Here is a 20,414-nt window from a genome sequence, read left to right as displayed (position 1 = left end):
CCTGTACCGTTGAGCGCGTGATTCTCGCGCAGACCACGGAAAAGATGAGCCTGATGCCCGACTGGCTCAACCCGGAAGTCCTGCTGTCCGGGTTGACGCCGACGGTCGTCGCCATCCTGTGCCTGATCCTGTTCGCGGAGAGCAGCATCTTCCCTGTCCTGCCCGGCGACTCGCTGCTGTTCACGGCGGGGCTGTTCATCGCGGGCGGTCAGATCGACGCGCCGCTGTGGCTGGTCTGCGTGCTGGCGACGCTCGCCGCGATCATCGGCAACGTCCTCGGCTACGGCATCGGCTGGAAGGTCGGGCCGAAGCTGTTCAAGCCGGACTCGAAGTTCTTCAAGCCCGAATACGTCGAGAACACCCACGCGTTCCTGGAGAAGCACGGGCCGAAGGCGGTCGTGCTGGCCCGGTTCGTACCGTTCGTGCGGACGTTCATCACCTGGATCGCCGGCGCGGGCAAGATGTCGCCGAAGAAGTACTTCACCTACACGGTCCTGGGCGGCATCCTGTGGGCCGCCGGGCTGATCGTTCTCGGCTCGCTGCTGGGCAACATCCCGTTCATCAAGAACAACGTCGACGCGATCTTCATCCTGATCGTGCTGGTCTCGGTGCTGCCCATCGTGTTCGAGTACCTGAAGTCGCGCAGGGAGAAGAAGCGCGCCGCGGCCGAGGGCCCGGTGGAGGACCCGGCCGAGGTCACCCAGCGCATCCCCCGCGTCGACGGCTGACCGAACGTGCAACTCGCGGGTCGGGAACGGAGGACTCGCGCGAACGGGCCGTCCACGCGGGCGACCGGCACCACGTGAGAACCCGGTCCACATAATGAGTTCTGCGCTCGCGCACGCGAGTTCTGCATTCCGGACCGCGAGTTCCGCGCTCGGAACCACCCACCTGGCCCCGCCGCACCCTGGACTTTGCCGTGAAGGGGGCCTTCACGGCGTCTGATGCCGTGAGGGCCCCCTTCACGGCGTGCTTGCCAGGGACATCCCGCGGTCGCAGCCTCACCAGTCACATCCGACCCAGCAGACCCAACCGCCACCACGAAAGAGACCCAGCAAAGTTCCGCAATGTGGCATTGGGGAACTTCAAGTACCCCAATGCCACATTGGGAGCGTTCGGCAGCGGGTCAGCGGGTCGGGGTGGCGAAGCTCCAGAGGTTGCCGTCCAGGTCACGCAGGCCGCACTCGCGCTGCCCGTAGGGCATGTCGGTGGGCTCGTAGGCGACCTCGGCGCCGGCCTGCCGGGCGCGGGCGAAGACCGCGTCGACGTCCTCGACGTAGGCCAGCAGCAGCGAATGGCTGGCAGGCAACGTCCGCGCGGGCACCAGCCCTTCCTGAGCGGGGGCCAGGTAGACCACGAAGTCGCCGAGGTACGCGGTGCCGTGGCCACCGTCGATCTCGCCACGGCGCAGGCCGAACGCCGACACCACGAAATCGAGGCTGGCCTCGACGTCGGCACAGATCAGGAACGGGTTCAGGCTCGGAACGGTCATGCCGATCAAGGTAGGCCCGGCGCGGCGCCACGGCTTGAACGAATGTCACCACTCGATGGACAGATCGGTCTGCCGCTGCCTGCGGTACTCGGCGGGCGTGACACCGGCCAGCGTGCGGAAGTCCCTGGTCAGGTGCGCCTGGTCGGCGTAGCCGTTGGCGACGGCCAGCTCGGCCAGGCTCGCCGACCCGCCCAGCTCACCGAGCACCCGCTGGAACCGCAGGATCTTGCCGACGGTCTTCGGCGGCAGTCCGAGATACCGGCCGAACCGCCGGTTCAGGTGCTGCCTGCTGCAGCCGACCTCGGCCGCCAGCGTGCCGACACCCAGCACGCCACCGGTTCCGGCGAGCCGCCGCCAGGCGTAGGCCAGACCCGGCGGCACGGCAGGCGCCCGCGCGAAGCGGCGCCGCAGGAAGTCGTCCAGCAGCGTGAACCGCTCGGCCCAGGACGCCGTGTCCCGCATCCGGTCGACGACGTCGCCGCCGAACAGGTCCGGCCAGCCCACCGCCGTACGTGCCAGTTCACCCGGCGGGAACCCCAGCAGCAGCTGCGCGCCCAGCGGACCCAGGTTCACCTGGATCCCGGTCTGCTCGCCGCCCGAGTCGACGAGTGCCGGAGTGTCGTACAGGCCGGCGACGAACCCGTCGGGGAACACCCCGGCCATCATCCGGAGCGGCTCGCCCAGGTTCACGATGAGCGGGAACACCGTCCCCGGCACCTCGTGCCGCCGCCCCGGGCCGGACCGCTCCACGTACCCGACGTAGCGCGCCACGTGGGGCCGCAGCGACGAGTGCGGCTCGCCGTAGGCGATTTCCCAGCTGCCCCAAGGCCCCTCGGTGCGGACGAGTCTCACAGCGAGAACATCGAACCGGGGTTGAACAGGTTGCCGGGGTCGAGCGCCCGCTTGATCTCCCGGTGCACCCGCATGCCGACCGGGCCGATCTCGCGTTCCAGCCACTCCCGCTTGATCTTGCCGACGCCGTGCTCGCCGGTGACCGTGCCGCCGAGCGACAGCCCGACCTCCAGGATCCGGTCGAACGCCACCCGCGCCCTGGCGAACTCGTCCTCCGAGTCGGGCGAGTAGACGATCGTCGGATGCATGTTGCCGTCGCCGGCGTGCCCGACGACCGCGATGCGCAGCCCGACGTCCTCACCGATCTGCTGGCAGCCCGAGATCAGCTCGGCGATCCGCGTCCGGGGCACACACACGTCGTCGGTGAGCCACACGCCGTAGTGCTCCAGCGCGGTCAGCACGACCCGCCGTGCCTGCAGCAGCATCCGGCCCTCGGCAAGGTCGTCGGTGGCGTAGACCATGTCGGCGCCGGAGTCGGTGCAGATCTGCTCCAGCACGGCCAGTTCGCGGCGGGCCGCCTCGCCGCCGGTGTCGGACTGCGCCAGCAGCAGCGCCTGACAGTTCGAGCCCGTGCCGAGGTCGGTCTTCAGGTGGTTTTCCGCCGCCTTGATCGACGTCGAGTCCATGATCTCCAGCAGCGACGGCACCAGGCCCTCCCGCACGACCCTGGCGACGGCGTCGCCGGCCGCGGCGGTGGCGGGGAATCCCGCCACCAGCGTCGCGGGCGCCTGCGGCAACGGCTTGAGCGCCACCGTGGCCTCGGTGATCACGCCGAGCGTGCCCTCGCTGCCGACAAACAGCTTCGCCAGGTCGTACCCGGCCACCCCCTTCACCGTGCGCCGACCGGTCCGCAGGACCGAGCCATCGGCCAGCACGACTTCCAGTCCCAGCACCGAATCCGTGGTGACGCCGTACTTGACGCAGCACAGCCCGCCCGCGTTGGTGGACAGGTTGCCGCCGATCGTGCACCAGTCGTAGCTCGACGGGTCCGGTGGATAGAACAGGCCGTCCTTCTCCACGGCGTTACGGAAGTCCAGGTTCACCACGCCCGGCTGGACGACGGCGATCCGGTTGCCCGCGTCGATCTCGACAATCCGGTCCAGTTTGGTGAGTACCAGCACCACACAGCCGTCGACCGCGTTGGCCGCGCCGGACAGGCCGCTGCCCGCACCTCTCGGAACGATCGGGACGCCCGCGTCGGCACACGCGCGGACGGTGGCCTGCACTCCGGCGACGTCGGTGGGCAGCACCACCGCCACCGGACTGCCGTACGGCGCGAGCGGCATCATGTCGCGCGAGTAGGCGGCTGTGACGTCGGGATCGGTGAGCACGGCGTCCTTGCCGAGCTCCTGCACGAGTCGGGCGACCACGCTGTCGTTCATTCCCCAACGGTAACCGTCCGGAAACTCGTCAAAAAAGTTTCACTCAAGGTGTATCCACGGAGCCTCTCGCTGCGTCATATGGGGCAACAACGAGTTCGCGGAGGGAGGCGAGCATGACCGAGGAGCACCCGTGTGTGGCCGAGATCGCGGCGGTCCGTGACTCACTGAGCGCAATGGGTGACCCCTGGCACGCCGGCCAGACCCGGCTGAGCGTGATGAACCAGGAGTCGCGTGTCCTCCGGCTGGGCGTGCCCTCCCCGACCGCGTCCGAGGTGGCCAAGCGCGCCGAGCAAGCCCGCGAGATGTCCGCCAGGGCACTGCGGGCGGCAGGCGAGCAGGTCATCGCGCAGCGGGCGCCGACCGGCAGCCTGCCGGTCCGGTTCGACCTGCGCGACGTGCGTGGCCGCAGCTTCGTCTCGCCCGCCCGCGACCAGGGCGAGTCCGGCTCGTGCAGTGCCTTCGGCACCGTGGCCGCGATGGAGGGAACCGCGGCCTACACGCGGGGCGTCCCAGGAATGAGCCTGGACCTGTCCGAGGCGCACCTGTTCTTCGGACACGGCGCGGCTCGCGGGTACACGAACCAGACCGGTTCGTGGCCGGACGAGCTGTTCGACGACAGCATGTCCACCGGGGTCACCTTCGAGGACTACTACCCGTACACAGAGGACGGCTCCGGCACCCTCAACCCGGACTGGCCCAACCGGCTGGCGAAGGTCGAGGACATCGTCAACCTGACCGGGAACCCGGCCGCGATCAAGCACCACATCTACGGCTACGGCCCGGTGACCACCTGCCTGGTGGTCTACAACGACCTGTTCCACTACACGGGCGGCGTCTACCGGCGGACCACCGAGGAATCCAGCGGCGGCCACTGCGTCGCGCTGGTCGGCTGGGACGACTTCGCCCGATGCTGGATCGCCAAGAACTCCTGGGGGGACGACTGGGGGGAGCAGGGCTTCTTCCGGATCGGGTACGGCGAGGCGTACATCGAGGACTACCCCGACCCGCGGCCGACGACCCTCGGCTGTACGGGCGTCAACCTCCGGGCGTGGCTGCCCGCGCAGCGGGCGCTGCGACTGTTCGCCTCCGCACACGACGCCAACGGCTGGGCCTACCTGGAAAACCTGGGGTGGACACGTTTGTCCGGCGGCCCACTCAGCACGACCAACAAGCTTGCCCTGCTGACCTACGCGCGGGCCCACGGCCAGCCGGTCGCCGCGTTCATCGACAACGGCGAGCTCAGCATGATCCAGGTCGCTGGATGACCTGCGAGGGGAGAAGAGCATGACCGTGGAGAACACGAAGCGCGAGGAAGCCGTCGAGACGGTGGAGGACCCGACGACTCCGCCGCCGACCCCGCCGGACCCGGACGGCAACTGGGAGCCCAACGGCGGCCGGCCAGTGGGGCCGACAGGCAACTGGGAGCCCAATGGCACCGGAGGTCGCCCAGCCCTGGCCCCGATGGGCAACTGGGAGCCCAACAGCCCGCCCGCACCGGGTCCGGCGCCAATTCCCACCGGCAACTGGGAGCCGAACAGCCCGCCGGTCCAGGTCGCTCCGGTCCCGCAGAACCCGGACGGCTGGGTTCGTAACCGGGCGATCACACACCTGTACTCGTACAACGCCGCTCCCGGCGTGTGGGTGTACGTGCAGGGCGCCGGCTGGAAGCGGCTGTCGCCGGCCTCCGACTCGGGGCACAGCCATCTGACGATGCTCGCGGCCATCGCCAAGAACCACCGGCTCCCGGTGGATTACCACGAGGACTCTCAGGGGCAGATCGACCAGCTGGTCGTCTGAGCCCTGGGTAGGGCGGAGTCCGGCAGCCGAGGGGGCCGCCGGAATCCGCCGCCAGGCAGAGGAGGGACGACGTGTTCGTTCAGCTAGCGCAGTCCGACGCAGGGGCGGCGACGGAACTGCGTGTCGGGGACACCGTGGAGCTGCGGCTCCCGGAGACGCCGACGACCGGGTACCGGTGGCGCTGGCGGTTGCCAGAGGGGGTCCGGCTGGTCGCTGACGAGCACATCGCTCCCTTCTCTGCCGAGGAGGACCACCCGCAAGGGGGTCGGGAGGCTTCGGGGGCGGGGCCTCCTGGAATGGGTGGAGTACGCCGGCTGGCGCTCGAGATCACGGGCGCCGGCCGGCATCTCCTCGAAGCCGACCTGGCGCGGCCGTGGGAGGGCGAGCCGCGCCGGTCACTCAGCTTCGTGTTGACCACCGTCCGCGACTACGCCAAGTAAGTGACATATGTCCCCAGCACAGACCATGCGGTTCGCACAGGCTGCCAAGCCGGAGATACTTCCTGCGCCGACTTGAGGAGATCGAGCCACCCGATGGGGGGTCAACACGGTGACCGACGCCCGAACGACGACCAAGGTCCCCGCCTGGGAGGGCTTGGAGGGTGCCGAGCTGCACGCCGCCTGCCTGCGAGCGGCCCAGGCCGGTGACCGCAGGGCGCTCAACCGGCTGGTCGCCGAGCTGTTGCCGCTGGTGTGGCACGTCGCCCGCAGCTACCGGCTGGACCAGCACACGGCCGAGGACGTCGTGCAGACGGTCTGGCTGTCGTTGTTCCGGCACCTCGACCAGTTGCGCGAACCACGCGCGCTGGCGGGCTGGCTGATCACCACCACGCGGCGCGAAGCCGCCCGTCCACACGGGCGCAGGACGCAGCCGCTGCCGCTCAGCGACGAGCTTGCCGAGACGGTGCCGAGCAGCCTGCCGACGCCCGAGGCCGCCGCCGTGAAAGCGGACCGGGACCGCCGGATCTGGACCGCTTTCGCACAGCTCACGGACAAGTGCCAGGAGCTGATCCGACTTACCGTGCTCGCCGGGAGGGCCGAGTACCAACTGGTGGCCGAGGCCCTGCGGATGCCCCGCGGGAGCATCGGTCCCACCAGGGGACGCTGCCTGAACACCTTGCGCGACTTGCTTGCCGCTGAAGGGGGCAGCTGACAATGACCGACAACTCGGGGTTCCTCGACGACGCCGCCCTGCTGGCCGGCGTCGGACGCTATATGGACCGGATCGACGCACCACCACCCGGCCTGGTGGACCGGGTGCAGTTCGCACTGGCGCTGGACGACCTCGATGTGGAGGTGGCGCGGTGGGAGCGGGCCGACGCCCTGACCGGGGTGCGCAGCACCGTGGATCAGGGCACCATCACCTTCACCGTCAGCGACCTGACCGTGATGGTCAACCTGACGAAGATCGGCAGACAGCACCGGATCGACGGCTGGCTGGTACCGGCCGGACCACATCGGGTGGAGGTCAGGGTCGCCGACCACGGCTCGGTGGGGACCACGGCCGACGACGGCGGCCGGTTCGTGCTGGAGGACGTCCCGGCGGGGACCACGCAGATCGTTGTCCACATTGGATCGGACGATGCCCGGCGGACGATCGTCACACCGACGGTCGTTCTCTGAGCACATGCGGTTGACCGGAGGGCCCCTGGGTGTGCTCCTATTGGGCGTGTGCCCGACCCCTTCAGCCGCGCCGTCGACGCCGCCGCCGGACTCGACCAGCGAGCCCGTGCCGCCGCGGCGAATCACGGCCCGGCTGAAGCTGCCCGGCTCTTCCAACGTGCGCTGAAACGGCTGGATTCCGTCGACCAGGTCGACGACCGCTCATTGGAGCTGCGCTCCCGGATCCTGATCAGCCTGGCCTCCGCGGAGACCGAGACGACCTCGCTGGCCGCCGGCCTGGGCCGACTACACGAGGCCGAGTCCTCGGTGAGCCGGATCAGCGTCGCGGAAACCCGACGCACGCTCGAGCCGATCGTCAATCTCCAGCGTGCCATCATGCTGTTCCGAACCGGTGGCCGGTTCGACGAAGCCCTCCGGCTGTTCGACAGCAACCTGCCCCGGTTGTCCAACAAGGCACACGGCGTAGCGGTTCCACTCAACCTGATGAACCGGGCCTACGTTCACCTGCAGATGAGCAATCCGGAGGCAGCTCTCTTCGATCTCAAACGCAGTCTTGAGCTGACGATCGAACATGGTCACGCCCGGCTGGAGGCGAAGGTCCGGCACAACCTGGGCGACCGCGCCCAGCTGGTCGGCGACGTTCCCGGCGCCCTGCACCACTACGAGGAGGCCGCACGGATCTTCGAGTCCGCCGGCCCCGGCTCGCTGCCGCTGGTCCGCATCGACCAGGCCAAGGCGCTGCTGACCGCGGGGCTCGGCGAGGAGGCCGCGAAGCTGCTCGACGAGGCACTGCCCGAGTTACGGCGCAACGGCGTCGTCCAGGAACGGGCCGAAGCCGAGGTCGCCAGGTCCGGTGCGGCGATCCTGGAAGAGGACTTCGCGCTGGCCCGGCGGCTGGCCGACAACGCCCGCCGCCGGTTCCTCCGGCGCGGCAACACCCGCTGGGCCGAGATCGCGGCGCTGACCCGGATGCGCGCGGACGCCCTCGACGAGACCCGGCCGCGGCGCGGCTCGCACCTGCCCGCCGGCCTGCGGCACCTCGGCGACCGGCTGAGCGACCTCGGCTTGCGGGACGAGGCCGCGGTCGCCCGGCTGCTGGCGGTGCGGCTGTACCTGCGGCGGGGCGCCCACCAGGCGGCGGCCGAGCTGCTGGCCGAGGTTCCCCGGCCACGCCGGACCACGCCGATCGACCACCGGATGCTGCTGCACCTGTGCCGCGCCGAACTCGCCGTCGCGACCGGGCGGACCCGCGCGGCACTCGCGCAGGCCCGCGCCGGGCTCAGCGAACTCGGCTGGGCGAGGGACAAGATGGGCGGGCTGGACCTGGTGTGCGGCACGGCGGTGCACGGCAGGGCGCTGGGCAGCCTGGCCGTCCGGCTGGTGCTCGACGGCGCCCGCGGGCAGGCCGGTGCCCGGCGCGTGCTGGCCTGGCAGGAACGCACCCGCGCGCAGGTCTACCGCTACGAGCCACTGCCGGCGATCGAGGATCCCGTGCTGGCGCGGCACATCGCCGAGATGCGGCACGTCCAGCGCACGGCGCAGCAACGCAGGCTGGAGGGCAAGCCGGTCGGCGGGCTGGAGTCGCGCTACGCCTGGCTGCAGCGCGAGGCCAGCAGGCTGGGCTGGTACACCAGCCCGTGGGGAAGGCCGCGCCCGGTTTCCGGGCCGGACGAGGTGGCCGCGGAACTGAACGGCCGCGCACTGGTCAGCCTGGCGGCACACGGCGACAAGCTCGCGGCGGTCGTCGTCACCGACGGGCGGTTCACCCTGCACCGGCTGGGTGCCCTGGCGGAGGTCATGGAAACCGCCAAGCAGCTGCACGCCGACCTGGACGCGCTGGCACCGGATCACCTGCCCGCTCCGCTGGCGGACGCGGTGTCGGCGTCGGCGCGGACCCGGGCGCAGCGGCTGGACCGGCTGCTGATCGCACCGCTCGCCGCCGAGATCGGCGACCGGGAGCTGGTGATCGTCCCGCTCGGCTCGCTGTACGCGTTGCCGTGGGCGGCGCTGCCGTCGCTGCGTGGCCGCCCGATTTCGGTGGCACCGTCGGGAACGGCGTGGGTGAGCGCGTCGGGACGTCCCGGTGCGGTCGGCAGCGGGCCGGTCGTCCTGGTCGGCGGGCCCGGGGTGCCCGGGTCGCTCGGTGAGGTCTCACACCTGCGGTCGGTGTACCCGGGCGCCGAGCTGGTCGACGGCCCGAAGGCGACGAGCGCGGCCGTACTGTCCGCTGTGGACGGTGCGGGGCTGGCACATCTGGTGGCACACGGGGCTCACGAGCCCGCCAACGCCCTGTTCTCCCGGCTGGAACTGGTGGACGGCCCGCTGTTCGCCCACGAGACCACGCGGCTGGGACACCCGCCGGAACGGGTCGTGCTGGCGGCCTGCTCGCTGGCGATGAGCCACATCCGTCCCGGCGAGGAGGCACTGGGCTTCGCCGGGACGTTGCTGGCCCGCGGGTCACGGTCGGTCATCGGTGCGATCGCCAGGGTCGGCGACCAGGCGGCGGCCGAGGCGATGACCGACCTGCACCGCAGGCTGGCGGCGGGCACGGCGCCCGCGGTGGCCCTTGCCGAGGCCACCGCGGCCGACCCGTTACGCCGCCCGTTCCTCTGCCTTGGCGCGGGCTGAGTTCCGCAGGAGGATCGCCGCCTGCGTACCGGCGTAGACCAGCAGCGCGGCACCCACCGCCGCGGCGATGTGCATGCCGTCGACGAACGCGGTCCTCGCGGCGTCCAGCAGTGCCGCGCCCTGCTCCGCGGGTAGGGTCTGCGCGACGGCCACGGCGCCGCCGAGCGTTTCCCGCGCGACCGGGTCGGCCTGCTCGGGAAGTCCCGCGCTGTACACCGTGCCGGCCACGGTGCCGATCACCGCGACGCCCATGGCGCCGCCCAGTTCGAACGCCGTCTCCGAAATGGCCGACGCGGCCCCCGCGCGCTCCGGCGGCGCGGTCGAGATGATCAGGTCGTTGGTCAGCGTGTCGGCCAGCGACACCCCGGCGCCCATCAGGACGAACGAGGCGACCAGGACCGGAAGTCCGCCCACGACACCGGTGCCGAGCAACGCCAGCAGCCCGGCGGCGGCCAGCAGCAGACCCGTGCAGATCACCTTCGGCGGCGCGAACCACCTCGGCGCCTGGGCCGCGGCCACCGCGCCGAGGACACCCGCCGCGGTCGCCGGCAGCATCCACAGCGCCGCCTCGAACGGCCGCAGGCCGAGCACGAGCTGCAGGTACTGCGGGGTCAGCAACATCAGGCCGGTGAACGCCAGCACCGACAGCAGGTTGGTCAGCACCGAGGCGCCGAACGCACGCCGCCGGAACAGCGAGAGGTCGATCATCGGATCGGCCAGCACGGTCTGCCTGCGGACGAACCAGGCGCCGAACGCGAGGCCAGCCAGCACCGCGGCGACGCCGGTGGGTTCGATGCCCTCCTTGGCCATGGTCTTGATGCCGTAGACGACCGGAAGCGTGGTCGCCAGCGACAGGACGGCCGACAGCGGGTCGAAGCGGCCGGGGTTCGGGTCGGCTGCCTCGGGCAGCAGTATCGGGCCGAGCACGAGCAGCAGCACCATCACCGGGACGTTGATCAGGAACACCGAGCCCCAGTGGAAGTGCTCGAGCAGCCAGCCGCCGATGACCGGGCCGAGTGCCATACCGCCGGAGAAGCCCGCGCTCCACACGCCGATGGCGACGCGCCGCTGGTCCGCGTCGGTGAAGATGGATCGCAGCAGGGACAGCGTCGACGGCATCAGCGTCGCGCCACCCAGTCCGAGCAGCGCGCGGGCGACGATCAGCAGTTCGGCGCTGTCGGCGAACGCCGCGAGGACGGACGCCGCACCGAACGCGAACGCGCCGGCCAGCAGCAGCTTGCGCCTGCCGATGCGGTCTCCGAGCGAGCCCATCAGCACGAGCAGGCCGGCGAGTACGAACGAGTAGATGTCGACGATCCACAGCTGCTGCGCGCCGGTGGGCGCGAGGTCCTCGCTGAGGTACGGCAGCGCGAACCCGAGGACGGTCATGTCGACGCTGATCAGCAGCACGGGGAGGACGAGTACGCCGAGCGCGACCCAGTCACGACGGCTTGCCCGAGGCATGGGTGTCCCTTTCTCAACAGTCTGGACGGTACAGTTTGAATGTAAACCGTCCAGACGGTACAGTCAAGGCATGCCCCGCCCTTCAGCTCGCGAGCAGATCCTCGACGCGTACCGGGAGATCCTGATCGAACACGGCCCAGTCGCCGTGACGCTGGAGGCGGTCGCGGCGAGAGCCGAGGTGTCGAAGGGCGGCCTGCTGTACCACTTCGGCTCCAAGGACGCCCTGCTCGACGGGCTGCTGGAGCGCGTACGCACGCTGCACGCCGAGGACGTCGAACTCGCCAGGAAGGCGCCGGACGGGCCGGTGCGGTACTACCTGCGGACGTCGATCTCCGACGCGAAACCGGACAACCCCGCATTCCGCACCCTGCTCGCGGTCATCCGCATGTCGTCGATCGAGCCCAAGGTCTCGGCCACCCTGCGCGAGTGCACCGAGGACTGGCACGCCCTGATCGCGGAGTCCGTCACCGACCCACTGACGGCCGAGTTGATCACACTGGTCGGCGACGGCCTGTACCTGCGGGCCGCCATCGACGACGGTCGCACCGAGCCCGCCGCGGACCTGGACTTCGACGAGGTGCTGCGTCGCCTGAAGGGCTGACACAAAGCGCCAATATCGGACTTTTCCCCACCTCGTCAACGAGGCATGACGTAGATCACCGGAAATGGATTTGTCATCCGCATGCCCTCAGGAGCATGCTTGTGGAGAACAACTAGTTGCATCTACCAACTAAGAAGACTCCGATGACTCCTTCCGACGACGTCGAGGAACTGGGCCGCCAGATGGTCCGGTTCATGCGCCTCATGCACAAGGTCAAGAGCCAGGTGGCGAAGCAGAGCACCGACGGCATCGAGCACGCCGCGTACGCCCTGCTGTTCAACCTGGTGCACGACGGCCCGCAGCGCACCAGCCAGCTCGCCGAGACCATGCACCTGGAGATCTCGACGATCAGCAGGCAGATCAGCGCACTCGTGTCGCACGGCCTGGTGGAGCGAACGGCTGACCCTGGCGACGGACGGGCCTGCCTGCTCCAGCCGACCCAGGAGGGGTACCGGATCTTCGAGGAGAACCGGAAGCAACGAAACCGGTGGCTCGCCCAGATGATCGGGGACTGGGACGACGCCGACCGCAAGACCCTGAACACCCTGCTCGGACGCCTCAACGACGGCATCGAGCACTTGAATCCACAGCTCGGCGCAGCCACCGCCCGGGCAAAGGGGGACAACGCATGACCCACGCAGCAACAGAAGTCAAGGAAACGGAGGCGGACGGCCTCTCCCACCGGCAGATCGTGACCATCCTCATCGGACTGATGACGGGGATGTTCCTGGCCGCACTGGACCAGACGATCGTCGGTACCTCGATCCGCACCATCGCCGACGACCTGCACGGGTTGTCGATGCAGGCGTGGATCACCACGGCGTACCTGATCACCTCGACGATCGTGACGCCGATCTACGGCAAGCTGTCCGACATCTACGGGCGCAAGCCGTTCTACATCGTCGCCATCGTGCTGTTCCTGATCGGTTCGGCCGCGTCGTCGTTCGCCAACTCGATGTACCAGCTCGCGGCGTTCCGCGCGGTGCAGGGTCTCGGTGCGGGCGGTCTGATGTCGCTGGCCATGACGATCGTCGGGGACATCGTCCCGCCGCGACGGCGGGCGAAGTACCAGGGTTACTTCCTGGCGGTGTTCGGCATCTCGACGGTGCTCGGCCCGGTCCTCGGCGGCTTCTTCGCCGGGCTGGACTCGTTCGCCGGGCTCGAGGGCTGGCGCTGGGTGTTCCTGGTGAACGTCCCGATCGGCATCATCGCGCTGTTCGTCGTCGCCAAGGTGCTCAACGTCCCGCACGAGCGGCACGACCACCGCATCGACTGGTTCGGCGCCGGCTTCCTGACGCTCGGCCTGGTGCCGCTGCTGCTGGTCGCCGAGCAGGGCCGCGAGTGGGGCTGGGGCTCCACCGACGCCGTGATCTGCTACGCCACCGGTGCGGTCGGCCTGATCGCGTTCCTGTTCGCCGAGTACGTCATGGGTGACGAGGCGCTGCTGCCGCTGCGCCTGTTCAGGAACTCGACGTTCAGCGTCGCCATCCTCGGCGGGTTCATCGTCGGTATCGCGATGTTCGGTTCGATCACGCTGGTCCCGCAGTACCTGCAGATCGTCCAGGGCTACTCGCCGACCGAGGCGGGTCTGCTGAGCCTGCCGCTGATGCTCGGCATCATGAGCGCGTCGATCATTTCCGGGCAGATCACCTCCCGCACCGGGCGGTACAAGATCTTCCCGATCATCGGTACCGGCCTGATGGCCGTCGGCACGCTGCTGTTCGCCAGGATCGCCTGGGACGCCGAGTTGTGGCAGCCGCTGACGTACATGTTCATCATCGGCTTCGGCCTCGGTCTGTCGATGCAGACGCTGATGATCGCGGTGCAGAACGCGGGTCCACGCAGGGACATGGGGGTGTCCACGGCGTCGGCGACGTTCTTCCGGCAGATCGGTGGCACCACCGGTGTCGCGGTGTTCCTCTCGATCCTGTTCAGCACGCTGGGCGACAACATCGCCAAGGCGTTCACCGACGCGGGCATTCCGCCGGGAGCGGTCGCCGGGGCAGGCAACATCATGGAGGATTCGTCGTTCCTCCAGCGGCTGCCGGTCGAGCAGGCCAAGCCGTTCTTCATCGGCTTCACCGAGTCGCTGAGCACGGTGTTCTACCTCGGCGCGGGTGCCGCGGTGGTGGCCATGATCGTGCTGATGTTCATGAAGGAGATCCCGCTGTCCGGCGGTGGCCCGAGTGCCGCCGCGGCCACGCTGGAGGGTGGCGAGGCACTGCTCGACGAGGGCGGCGAGGCCGACCCGCGCTCGAACGGCAAGGCTCACACGAACGGGCATCAGACCGAGCCGATCACCAACGCGGTGCTTACACTGTCCGAAATGGACGGTCTGACTCCGGTTGGCGGGCACGTGCGGCGGCAGGACAGCTCACCCGTTCCGGCGGCGACGCTGACGTTGATCGACCGCAACGGTCACCAGGTCGGCCGCGCCACCACCGGTGGCGACGGCGGCTACCAGGTCGGCGCGCCGGGCGCGGGCACCTACGTGCTGATCATCTCGGCGCCGGGTCACCAGCCGCAGGCGTCGAGCGTGGTGGTGGCAGGCGGTCCGGCCACGCTGGACGTGACGCTCACCGGGGCCGGCGAGCTGGCGGGCACCGTCCGCATCGCCGGTGCGGGCCCGCTGCCCGGCGCGACGGTGACGCTGACCGACAGCCGCGGTGAGGTGATCGACAGCTGCACCACCGGCGGCGACGGCGCCTACGCGTTCACCGGGGTGCAGGCAGGCAGCTACACGCTGGTGGCCGGGTCCGAGCGGTTCCGCCCGGTCGCGGTGCCGGTCGACGTGCCGGACAGCGGCAGCGCCCAGCGGGACGTCGAGCTGGACCGGTCGGTGCTGCTGAGCGGGACGGCCCGCACGGAGAGCGACCGGGTGGTGCCCGACGCCCGGATCACGGTCCTCGACGAGCAGGGCAGGGTCGCCGCGGTGGCCCGCACGGACGACACCGGACGGTACGTCGTCAGCGACCTGCCCGAGGGCGTCTACACCGTGGTGGCCAGCGGTTATCCGCCGGCGACCAGCCGGCTGGACCTGTCCGGCGGCGACGCGGTGCACGACGTCCGGCTCGGCTACGACCAGACCATCGACGAGCTGACCAGCGATCACCGTCGGTAGTCAACTGCCCGAATTACCCGGTTCGGCTGGGTGGCGCCCGCAGCCTCGACGTAGGCTGCGGGCGTACGGGGGATTCCGGGGTACGGACGTAGGTGAGTCGACTTGATCGGGTTTCCGCAGGCAGCGGTGCAGGCACAGGGCGGGGGTGGCTTCGGCCTGGACTGGCTGGAGACCGCGGGCCCGGTGCTCGTCTGGGTGATCGTGCTCAGCTTCATCTTCATCGAGTGCGCGCTGATCTTCGGCCTGTTCCTACCGGGCGACTCCCTGCTGTTCGCCGCGGGCGTGGTGCTCGCGCAGCACCACGAGGAGCTGAACGCCTGGCTGCTGTCCGGTGCGGCGCTGATCGTCGCGGTCGTCGGCAACCAGGTCGGCTACTACATCGGCCGCGGGACGGGCACGAAGTTCATCGCCCGGCGTGGTGGGCGGGTGCTCAACCGCCGCAACCTGGACCGGGCCCGGTCGTTCCTGGACCGCAAGGGGTTCTTCGCCATCGTGGCGGCGCGGTGGATTCCGTGGATCCGCACGCTGGCGCCGCTCATCGCCGGCGCGGTGCGGATGGACCCGAAGCGGTTCATGCTGGCCACCACGGCCGGCGGCATCCTCTGGGTGCCGACGCTGGTGCTGCTCGGCTACTACGGCGCCGGGCTGCTGGACCAGATTCCGTGGGTCAAGACGGCCGTGGTGTGGATCAGCATCGCGTTCTTCGTGCTCGGCACCGCCTACGGCGTGTGGCGCTACCGCCAGGAGATGCGCCGCCCGATCGACGAGGACACCGAGGCCACGCAGTCCTCCTGACCGGTTTGCGCTATTCGGGTGAAATGTTTGCAGATAGCGCGAACCTGATATCAGCTAGCTTCCGGCTGACTACCCTCGGTTGCAGGGAGGGATCATGGAAGCTGGCAACATCCGTGACCAGGGCCGTACCGTCGAGGTAGCGCCCGCCGTGCTGGGCCCCGAAATGATCGAGGCCGACGATCTACCGGACACGCTCCATACCCCGACCGCCGCCCCGATGCGGGATGACGGGGTCACGTTCGTCCTGCGAACACTCGACAACGGCAGCCGGGCGCTTCTGGTGTTCAGTTCGCTGGAGAACCTGGTCAGGGGCTGTGGTGACGACCAGCCCTGGACGGCGTTCCGCAGCCAGGCCGTGCACGAGTTCCAGCACCTGGCCGAAGCCGACACCGTGCTGTGGGACCCGGTACTGGCGCCGGAGATCCGGCAGTACGGGGAGTACGACGGGGAGGAGCGATGAGCGGGGGATACCGGACGGATCCGGTCACGCTGAATGACGTGTCCGGAATCCTGCGCGGGGCGGCGGCGGAGATCAACGGCGGCACCGAACCACCGACTCCGGTCGCCGGAGCGGTCACCGGCGCCATCGTGGGTGTGATGGCGCACCTGGCTTCCCAGATGAACCTGTTCTCCGGAAAGCTGCAGGGCGCGGCCGACGCGGTGGCCACCGGCCGTGGCGCCTACGAACGGGCGGAGCAGGAAGCGGAATCCACCCTGCCCAAGCCTGGCCCGAGGCCCTCGTGAAGTCCGGGGGCACGTCATGACTCTGAATATCCATGTGGAGGCCGATCCGGCGAGTATGCGTGCCTGCGCGGAGGGCATGAAGGCGGCCGCGGTCCTGGCCGACAGTGGCTCGCAGGCGACCTCGAGTGCAAGCACCCGGGCCTACGACGGCTGGACCGGCAGCGGTTCGAGTGGTTTCCACAGCGCGATGGGAGACCTGCGCCCACAGGCCGACGGGCTTTCCGACGGCTGGCAAGGCACGGCGGTGGCTCTGGCCCTGCATACCGACGACATCGAAACGGTCCGTGCCCGCATGCGGCAGGCCGCGGACATCGCCAGGGCGGCCGGCTTGGTGGTCACCGATCGGGAGATTCTCGAACCCGGCCCACCGCCACCGCAGCCGCAACCCATCTCGACCGACGAGCCAGAGACACCGGCCGCCGCGGGTTCACGTGCGCGGGCCGAGGCGGCCTGGCAGGAGTGGGTCAAGAAGGCACAGGCCTACGCCGAGGCGTCCGCCGTGGTCATCGAGGCGCGGCAGATCGAGACCGACTCGCAGAACGTCCTGCTCGCCTACCTGGGCAACGTCGCCGAGAAGTGGCATATCAACGGAGCCGACCTCCTCACCGGGCTGGCTGCCGGCTATATCGCACAGCAGTCGACGTGGAAGGCCAGCGCGGCCAAGTTCGGTGCCATGGCCGACGAGGCGCTGGGTGCCGCGAAGAACGTCGCGCTGGACTCGAGCACTCGCGCCCAGAGCCTGGTGACGGGGATGATCGCGCAGGTCCGCGCCAACGCCGAAGCGCACAAGGCGGCGGCCAGCAGAGTCGGCCAGTGGTTGGACAAACTTCCTGACCCCGCTAAGAAGGTAGTCACGTACAAGCTTTCCCAGGCCATCCCAAAGAACGCGCCCTACCTCGCGAGATCCACCGCCGTCCTGAAACACATCCCGGGCGTCGGTACAGGCCTCACCGGCGTAAGCGTCTGGATCGACATCGAAAGCGGGAAGGACCCAGCCTTGAGCGTAGCTTCTAATGGCGCTGGTCTGCTGGCAGGTGGGCTCGGCGGCGCGGCCGTCGGCTCCGCGTTCGGCGGCCCGGTAGGCGCTGTCGCCGGGTTTATCATCTCCACCGGAGTCGGGTTCGCGGTCGAGGAGTGGGGTCCCGATGTCGCCGAAGCCATGGGCAAACTACCCGGGATGGTGGAAAAATACGGGCCGCCAGGTGGCGCATACGGCAGGTGAGGACCGTTGAGCGAGGAACAAGCCGCGCTACCACCCATGCCGGACCGGATGACCGGCGATCCCCGACCTCCTAGGGCCCCCGTACGCAGCTCCAAGAAACCCGGCCCGAAGCAGCCCTACCACGACAAGAAGGTGCTCCCCGGTCCGAGCGACGCCGGGCCGCCGCTGGAATGGGACTACGGCGACCGTCGACTGCAGCTGTGGGCAGCGGCTACGATGCTCGTTCTAGGGATCGCGCTCGCCTTTTTCAAGGAGGGCTTCGATTGGCTGGACAATTGGAGCATCTGGCTGGGACTTGTAGTAATAAGTGGACTGTTCTCGTTACTTTTGCGCGGGCACAAGATTTCCGCCGGGGCGGACTGGCTCAACACACGGGGCGGAATCGTCCGGACCTATGAACTGACCGAGGTCAATTTCGACACCGGACCCTACGGCACACCCGTCCTGCAACTGAAGGACAAGCACGGCGGGGAAGCCGATGCGCAGATGACCTTCATGGAGTCCAACCGGGAGCTGTGGGACCTGGTCTACAACGGCATCCTGCATTCACTTGCCAACGGCGCCACTATGAACAAGCGCGCCCAACGCGAATTCCCGATCGGTGACCGCATCCCGCGGACCTACCAACCCTTGCCCCCCGGAGGTCGCCATCGGCGCAAGAACCATCACGACGGCAACCCCAACCCCGAACTTGGGTAGCACTGAGACCTGGACGAGCGGATATGGCGGATGACGACGAGCCGGTCACGAGTTCCAGTACGCCGGACTCCCAACAGCCCTACCACAGGAAGAGAGTGCTTCCCGGACCGCAGGGCGCTGGGCCGCCATTGGCGTGGGAATACGGCGACCGCCGGTGGCAGTGGGGATTTGGAGGCGGGACATTCGTCCTGTGCGTAATCATCGCGATTCTCGCGCACGGCTTTGGCTGGATAGGAAACTGGGGAGTCTGGGTCGGTGTCGTGGCGGTTTCCGGGCTGGCCTTCCTCGTCCCACGTGGGCACAGAATGTCCGCCGGCACGGACTGGCTCAACATACGAGGCACGATTGTCCGAACCTACGAGCTGACCGAGGTTAACTATCGCATGGGCTCCTACGGAACACCAAGTCTGGAGCTGAAGGATCGACATGGCGCAAAAGTCGAGGAAGATTTCTCCAAGATCACCTCAAACCAGAAGTTGTGGGATCTGGTCGGCAAAGGCATCGAACACTCACTCGCCAACGGCGCCGCCATGAACAAACGGGCTCAACGAGAGTTCCCTGGCGCGATCCGTACCCGTCGCAAACCACAACCCCGGCCTCCCACCTGAGCTAAAGCCGTCAGCGGGCGCCGGCCACGGGGAGGATCGCCCCGGAGGTGTAGGACGCGCGGGGTGAGAGCAGCCAGACGACGGCCTCCGCGACCTCGCCCGGCGTCGCCGCGCGGCCCATCGGCAGCGACGGACCGAGGCGGGCGACCCGGTCCGGTACCCCGGCCGTGGCGTGGAAGTCCGTGTCCACCAGACCGGGCGACACCGCGTTGACCCGCACGCCCTCGGCCGCGACCTCCTTGGCCAGCCCGAACGTCATCGTCTCCACCGCGGCCTTGCTCGCCGCGTAGTGCACCCACTCGCCCGGCGCACCGAGGCGGGCGGCCACCGACGTGATGTTCACGATCGACCCGCCGTCGCCGCCGTAGCGGCTGGACATCCGCCGCACCGCCGCCCGCAGGCACAGGAACACGCCCGTCACGTTCACGTCCATGACCCGGCGCACGGTCTCGGCGTCGTGCTCGTCCAGCCGCGCCGCGCTGCCCACGACACCCGCGTTGTTGACCAGGCCGGTCAGCGGGCCGAGGGACGCAGCCGCGGCGAACATGGCCGTCACGTCCTCCTCCGACGACACGTCGGCCCGCACGGTCAGCGCCTGCCTGCCCTGCGCTCGCACCCGCTCGGCGACGGCCTCGGCGGCCTCGCCGTCGCTGGCGTAGTTGACCACCACGTCGAACCCGTCGGCCGCCGCCAGCGCACACACCTCGGCACCGACGCCGCGACTGCCGCCGGTCACGATCACCACTCCGCTCACAGCGGGAAGTTCACCAGCGACATGTCCTCGACCACAAGATCCGCGCGGGCCTCGGTCGTCGCGATCAGGTCGGCGTTTCGCTGGTCCGAACCACGCGCCCGCTGCTGCGCCTCCGCCAGCGAACGGCCGTAGTGCCGGTGCCTGGTGACCAGCCGCTCCAGCCGTTCCGGCTCGTCGGGGCGCAGGAACCACGCCTCGGTCAGCAGCGGCCGGACGCCGGACCACGGCTCGGTGTCGAGCAGCAGGTAGTTCCCCTCGGTGATGACCAGCTGCACTTCCGGCGGCACCGGCACGGCGCCGGCGATCGGCTCCTCGATCTCCCTGCGGAACTCCGGCGCGTAGACCGTCTCGGTCCCCTCGGCGAGCCTGCGCACCAGGTGCACGTAACCCGCGGCGTCGAAGGTGTCCGGCGCACCCTTGCGGTCGGTCCGGCCGAGCCGCCGCAGCTCGACCTGCGCCAGGTGGAACCCGTCCATCCCGACGACCGCCGCGCGGTCGCCGAGCGCCTTGGCGATGTTCCAGGCCAGCGTCGTCTTGCCGGCGGCGGGCGCGCCGATGATGCCCAGCACCGAACGTTTCCCCGGCACCGCAAGGGCCTGCGCCCTCGCCAGCAGGTCCTCAAAGGTGGTCATC

The 20,414-nt window shown here is 69.4% G+C and carries 22 protein-coding genes; 16 read left to right on the top strand and 6 right to left on the bottom strand.

Annotated features, from left to right (window positions below; translation table 11 throughout):
• Positions 1-17: 17 nt before the first annotated feature.
• Positions 18-728 (top strand): DedA family protein, encoded by a 711-nt coding sequence (locus EWH70_RS04905; protein WP_130474017.1) that lies wholly within the window; start codon positions 18-20, stop codon positions 726-728.
• 398 nt (positions 729-1,126) lie between these two features.
• Here EWH70_RS04905 and EWH70_RS04900 read toward each other — a convergent pair whose 3' ends face one another.
• The 3 genes from EWH70_RS04900 to EWH70_RS04890 are packed head-to-tail and all read right to left on the bottom strand — an operon-like array spanning position 1,127 to position 3,726.
• Positions 1,127-1,492, bottom strand: coding sequence for a VOC family protein (locus EWH70_RS04900; protein ID WP_130474016.1), 366 nt, complete (start codon positions 1,490-1,492; stop codon positions 1,127-1,129).
• Positions 1,493-1,537: 45 nt separating this feature from the next.
• Positions 1,538-2,344, bottom strand: a complete 807-nt coding sequence (locus EWH70_RS04895) for an AraC family transcriptional regulator (RefSeq protein ID WP_130474015.1) — start codon at positions 2,342-2,344, stop codon at positions 1,538-1,540.
• Entirely contained in the window at positions 2,341-3,726 is a 1,386-nt protein-coding gene (locus EWH70_RS04890) for an FAD-binding oxidoreductase (protein ID WP_130474014.1), read from the bottom strand. The genes EWH70_RS04895 and EWH70_RS04890 overlap by 4 nt, the downstream gene beginning before the upstream one ends.
• A 113-nt stretch (positions 3,727-3,839) precedes the next feature.
• Between EWH70_RS04890 and EWH70_RS04885 the strand changes: the two genes are divergently transcribed.
• From EWH70_RS04885 to EWH70_RS04860, 6 genes are all read left to right on the top strand, one after another.
• Entirely contained in the window at positions 3,840-4,991 is a 1,152-nt protein-coding gene (locus tag EWH70_RS04885; protein WP_130474013.1) for a C1 family peptidase, read from the top strand.
• Between the two features lie 19 nt (positions 4,992-5,010).
• Positions 5,011-5,523, top strand: coding sequence for a hypothetical protein (locus EWH70_RS04880; protein WP_130474012.1), 513 nt, complete (start codon positions 5,011-5,013; stop codon positions 5,521-5,523).
• Between the two features lie 71 nt (positions 5,524-5,594).
• Positions 5,595-5,963 carry a protease inhibitor I42 family protein gene (locus EWH70_RS04875; RefSeq protein WP_130474011.1) on the top strand — a complete coding sequence of 123 codons (369 nt, stop codon included), beginning with the start codon at positions 5,595-5,597 and terminating at the stop codon, positions 5,961-5,963.
• Positions 5,964-6,072: 109 nt separating this feature from the next.
• Positions 6,073-6,675, top strand: coding sequence for an RNA polymerase sigma factor (locus EWH70_RS04870; protein WP_130474010.1), 603 nt, complete (start codon positions 6,073-6,075; stop codon positions 6,673-6,675).
• A 2-nt stretch (positions 6,676-6,677) separates the two neighbouring features.
• Positions 6,678-7,145: a carboxypeptidase regulatory-like domain-containing protein gene (locus tag EWH70_RS04865; RefSeq protein WP_130474009.1), complete on the top strand. Its 468-nt coding sequence runs from the start codon at positions 6,678-6,680 to the stop codon at positions 7,143-7,145.
• 48 nt (positions 7,146-7,193) lie between these two features.
• On the top strand, positions 7,194-9,773 hold the full coding sequence (locus tag EWH70_RS04860) for a CHAT domain-containing protein (RefSeq protein ID WP_130474008.1): 2,580 nt from the start codon (positions 7,194-7,196) through the stop codon (positions 9,771-9,773).
• Here EWH70_RS04860 and EWH70_RS04855 read toward each other — a convergent pair.
• Entirely contained in the window at positions 9,738-11,237 is a 1,500-nt protein-coding gene (locus tag EWH70_RS04855) for an MFS transporter (protein ID WP_130474007.1), read from the bottom strand. The two genes, EWH70_RS04860 and EWH70_RS04855, sit on opposite strands and share 36 nt — an antisense overlap.
• A gap of 70 nt (positions 11,238-11,307) precedes the next feature.
• On the opposite strand from EWH70_RS04855, the gene EWH70_RS04850 reads away from it, so the two are divergent.
• The 9 genes from EWH70_RS04850 (at position 11,308) to EWH70_RS04810 (ending at position 19,027) form a co-directional block, all read left to right on the top strand.
• Entirely contained in the window at positions 11,308-11,838 is a 531-nt protein-coding gene (locus tag EWH70_RS04850; protein ID WP_130474006.1) for a TetR/AcrR family transcriptional regulator, read from the top strand.
• 143 nt (positions 11,839-11,981) lie between these two features.
• The gene (locus EWH70_RS04845; protein WP_130474005.1) at positions 11,982-12,470 is read left to right on the top strand and encodes a MarR family winged helix-turn-helix transcriptional regulator; all 489 of its coding nucleotides are present in this window, start codon (positions 11,982-11,984) and stop codon (positions 12,468-12,470) included.
• The gene (locus EWH70_RS04840) at positions 12,467-14,959 is read left to right on the top strand and encodes an MFS transporter (protein WP_130474004.1); all 2,493 of its coding nucleotides are present in this window, start codon (positions 12,467-12,469) and stop codon (positions 14,957-14,959) included. The genes EWH70_RS04845 and EWH70_RS04840 overlap by 4 nt, the downstream gene beginning before the upstream one ends.
• A 105-nt stretch (positions 14,960-15,064) precedes the next feature.
• Complete coding sequence (locus tag EWH70_RS04835) at positions 15,065-15,754, top strand: DedA family protein (protein ID WP_420809034.1); 690 nt, start codon at positions 15,065-15,067, stop codon at positions 15,752-15,754.
• A 94-nt stretch (positions 15,755-15,848) separates the two neighbouring features.
• Entirely contained in the window at positions 15,849-16,214 is a 366-nt protein-coding gene (locus tag EWH70_RS04830; protein WP_130474003.1) for an SAV_915 family protein, read from the top strand.
• A complete protein-coding gene (locus EWH70_RS04825; protein ID WP_130474002.1) occupies positions 16,211-16,498 on the top strand; it encodes a hypothetical protein in 288 nt (95 codons plus the stop codon). Before EWH70_RS04830 ends, EWH70_RS04825 begins: the two co-directional genes overlap by 4 nt.
• A 16-nt stretch (positions 16,499-16,514) precedes the next feature.
• The gene (locus EWH70_RS04820; RefSeq protein ID WP_130474001.1) at positions 16,515-17,720 is read left to right on the top strand and encodes a WXG100 family type VII secretion target; all 1,206 of its coding nucleotides are present in this window, start codon (positions 16,515-16,517) and stop codon (positions 17,718-17,720) included.
• Between the two features lie 6 nt (positions 17,721-17,726).
• Positions 17,727-18,419, top strand: a complete 693-nt coding sequence (locus EWH70_RS35760) for a hypothetical protein (protein ID WP_205669027.1) — start codon at positions 17,727-17,729, stop codon at positions 18,417-18,419.
• A gap of 23 nt (positions 18,420-18,442) precedes the next feature.
• Complete coding sequence (locus tag EWH70_RS04810) at positions 18,443-19,027, top strand: hypothetical protein (RefSeq protein ID WP_130474000.1); 585 nt, start codon at positions 18,443-18,445, stop codon at positions 19,025-19,027.
• A gap of 10 nt (positions 19,028-19,037) precedes the next feature.
• Here the strand turns inward: EWH70_RS04810 and EWH70_RS04805 are convergent, their stop codons facing one another.
• Together EWH70_RS04805 and EWH70_RS04800 are read right to left on the bottom strand one after the other, a co-directional pair.
• Positions 19,038-19,781 carry an SDR family oxidoreductase gene (locus tag EWH70_RS04805; RefSeq protein ID WP_130473999.1) on the bottom strand — a complete coding sequence of 248 codons (744 nt, stop codon included), beginning with the start codon at positions 19,779-19,781 and terminating at the stop codon, positions 19,038-19,040.
• Positions 19,778-20,413 (bottom strand): nucleoside/nucleotide kinase family protein, encoded by a 636-nt coding sequence (locus EWH70_RS04800; protein WP_130473998.1) that lies wholly within the window; start codon positions 20,411-20,413, stop codon positions 19,778-19,780. Before EWH70_RS04800 ends, EWH70_RS04805 begins: the two co-directional genes overlap by 4 nt.
• Position 20,414 lies beyond the last annotated feature (1 nt).

This window comes from Amycolatopsis suaedae (assembly GCF_004214935.1).
GTDB lineage: Bacteria > Actinomycetota > Actinomycetes > Mycobacteriales > Pseudonocardiaceae > Amycolatopsis > Amycolatopsis suaedae.
Note: the sequence above shows the minus strand (reverse complement) of the source record. Positions and strands in the feature narration are given on the sequence as shown.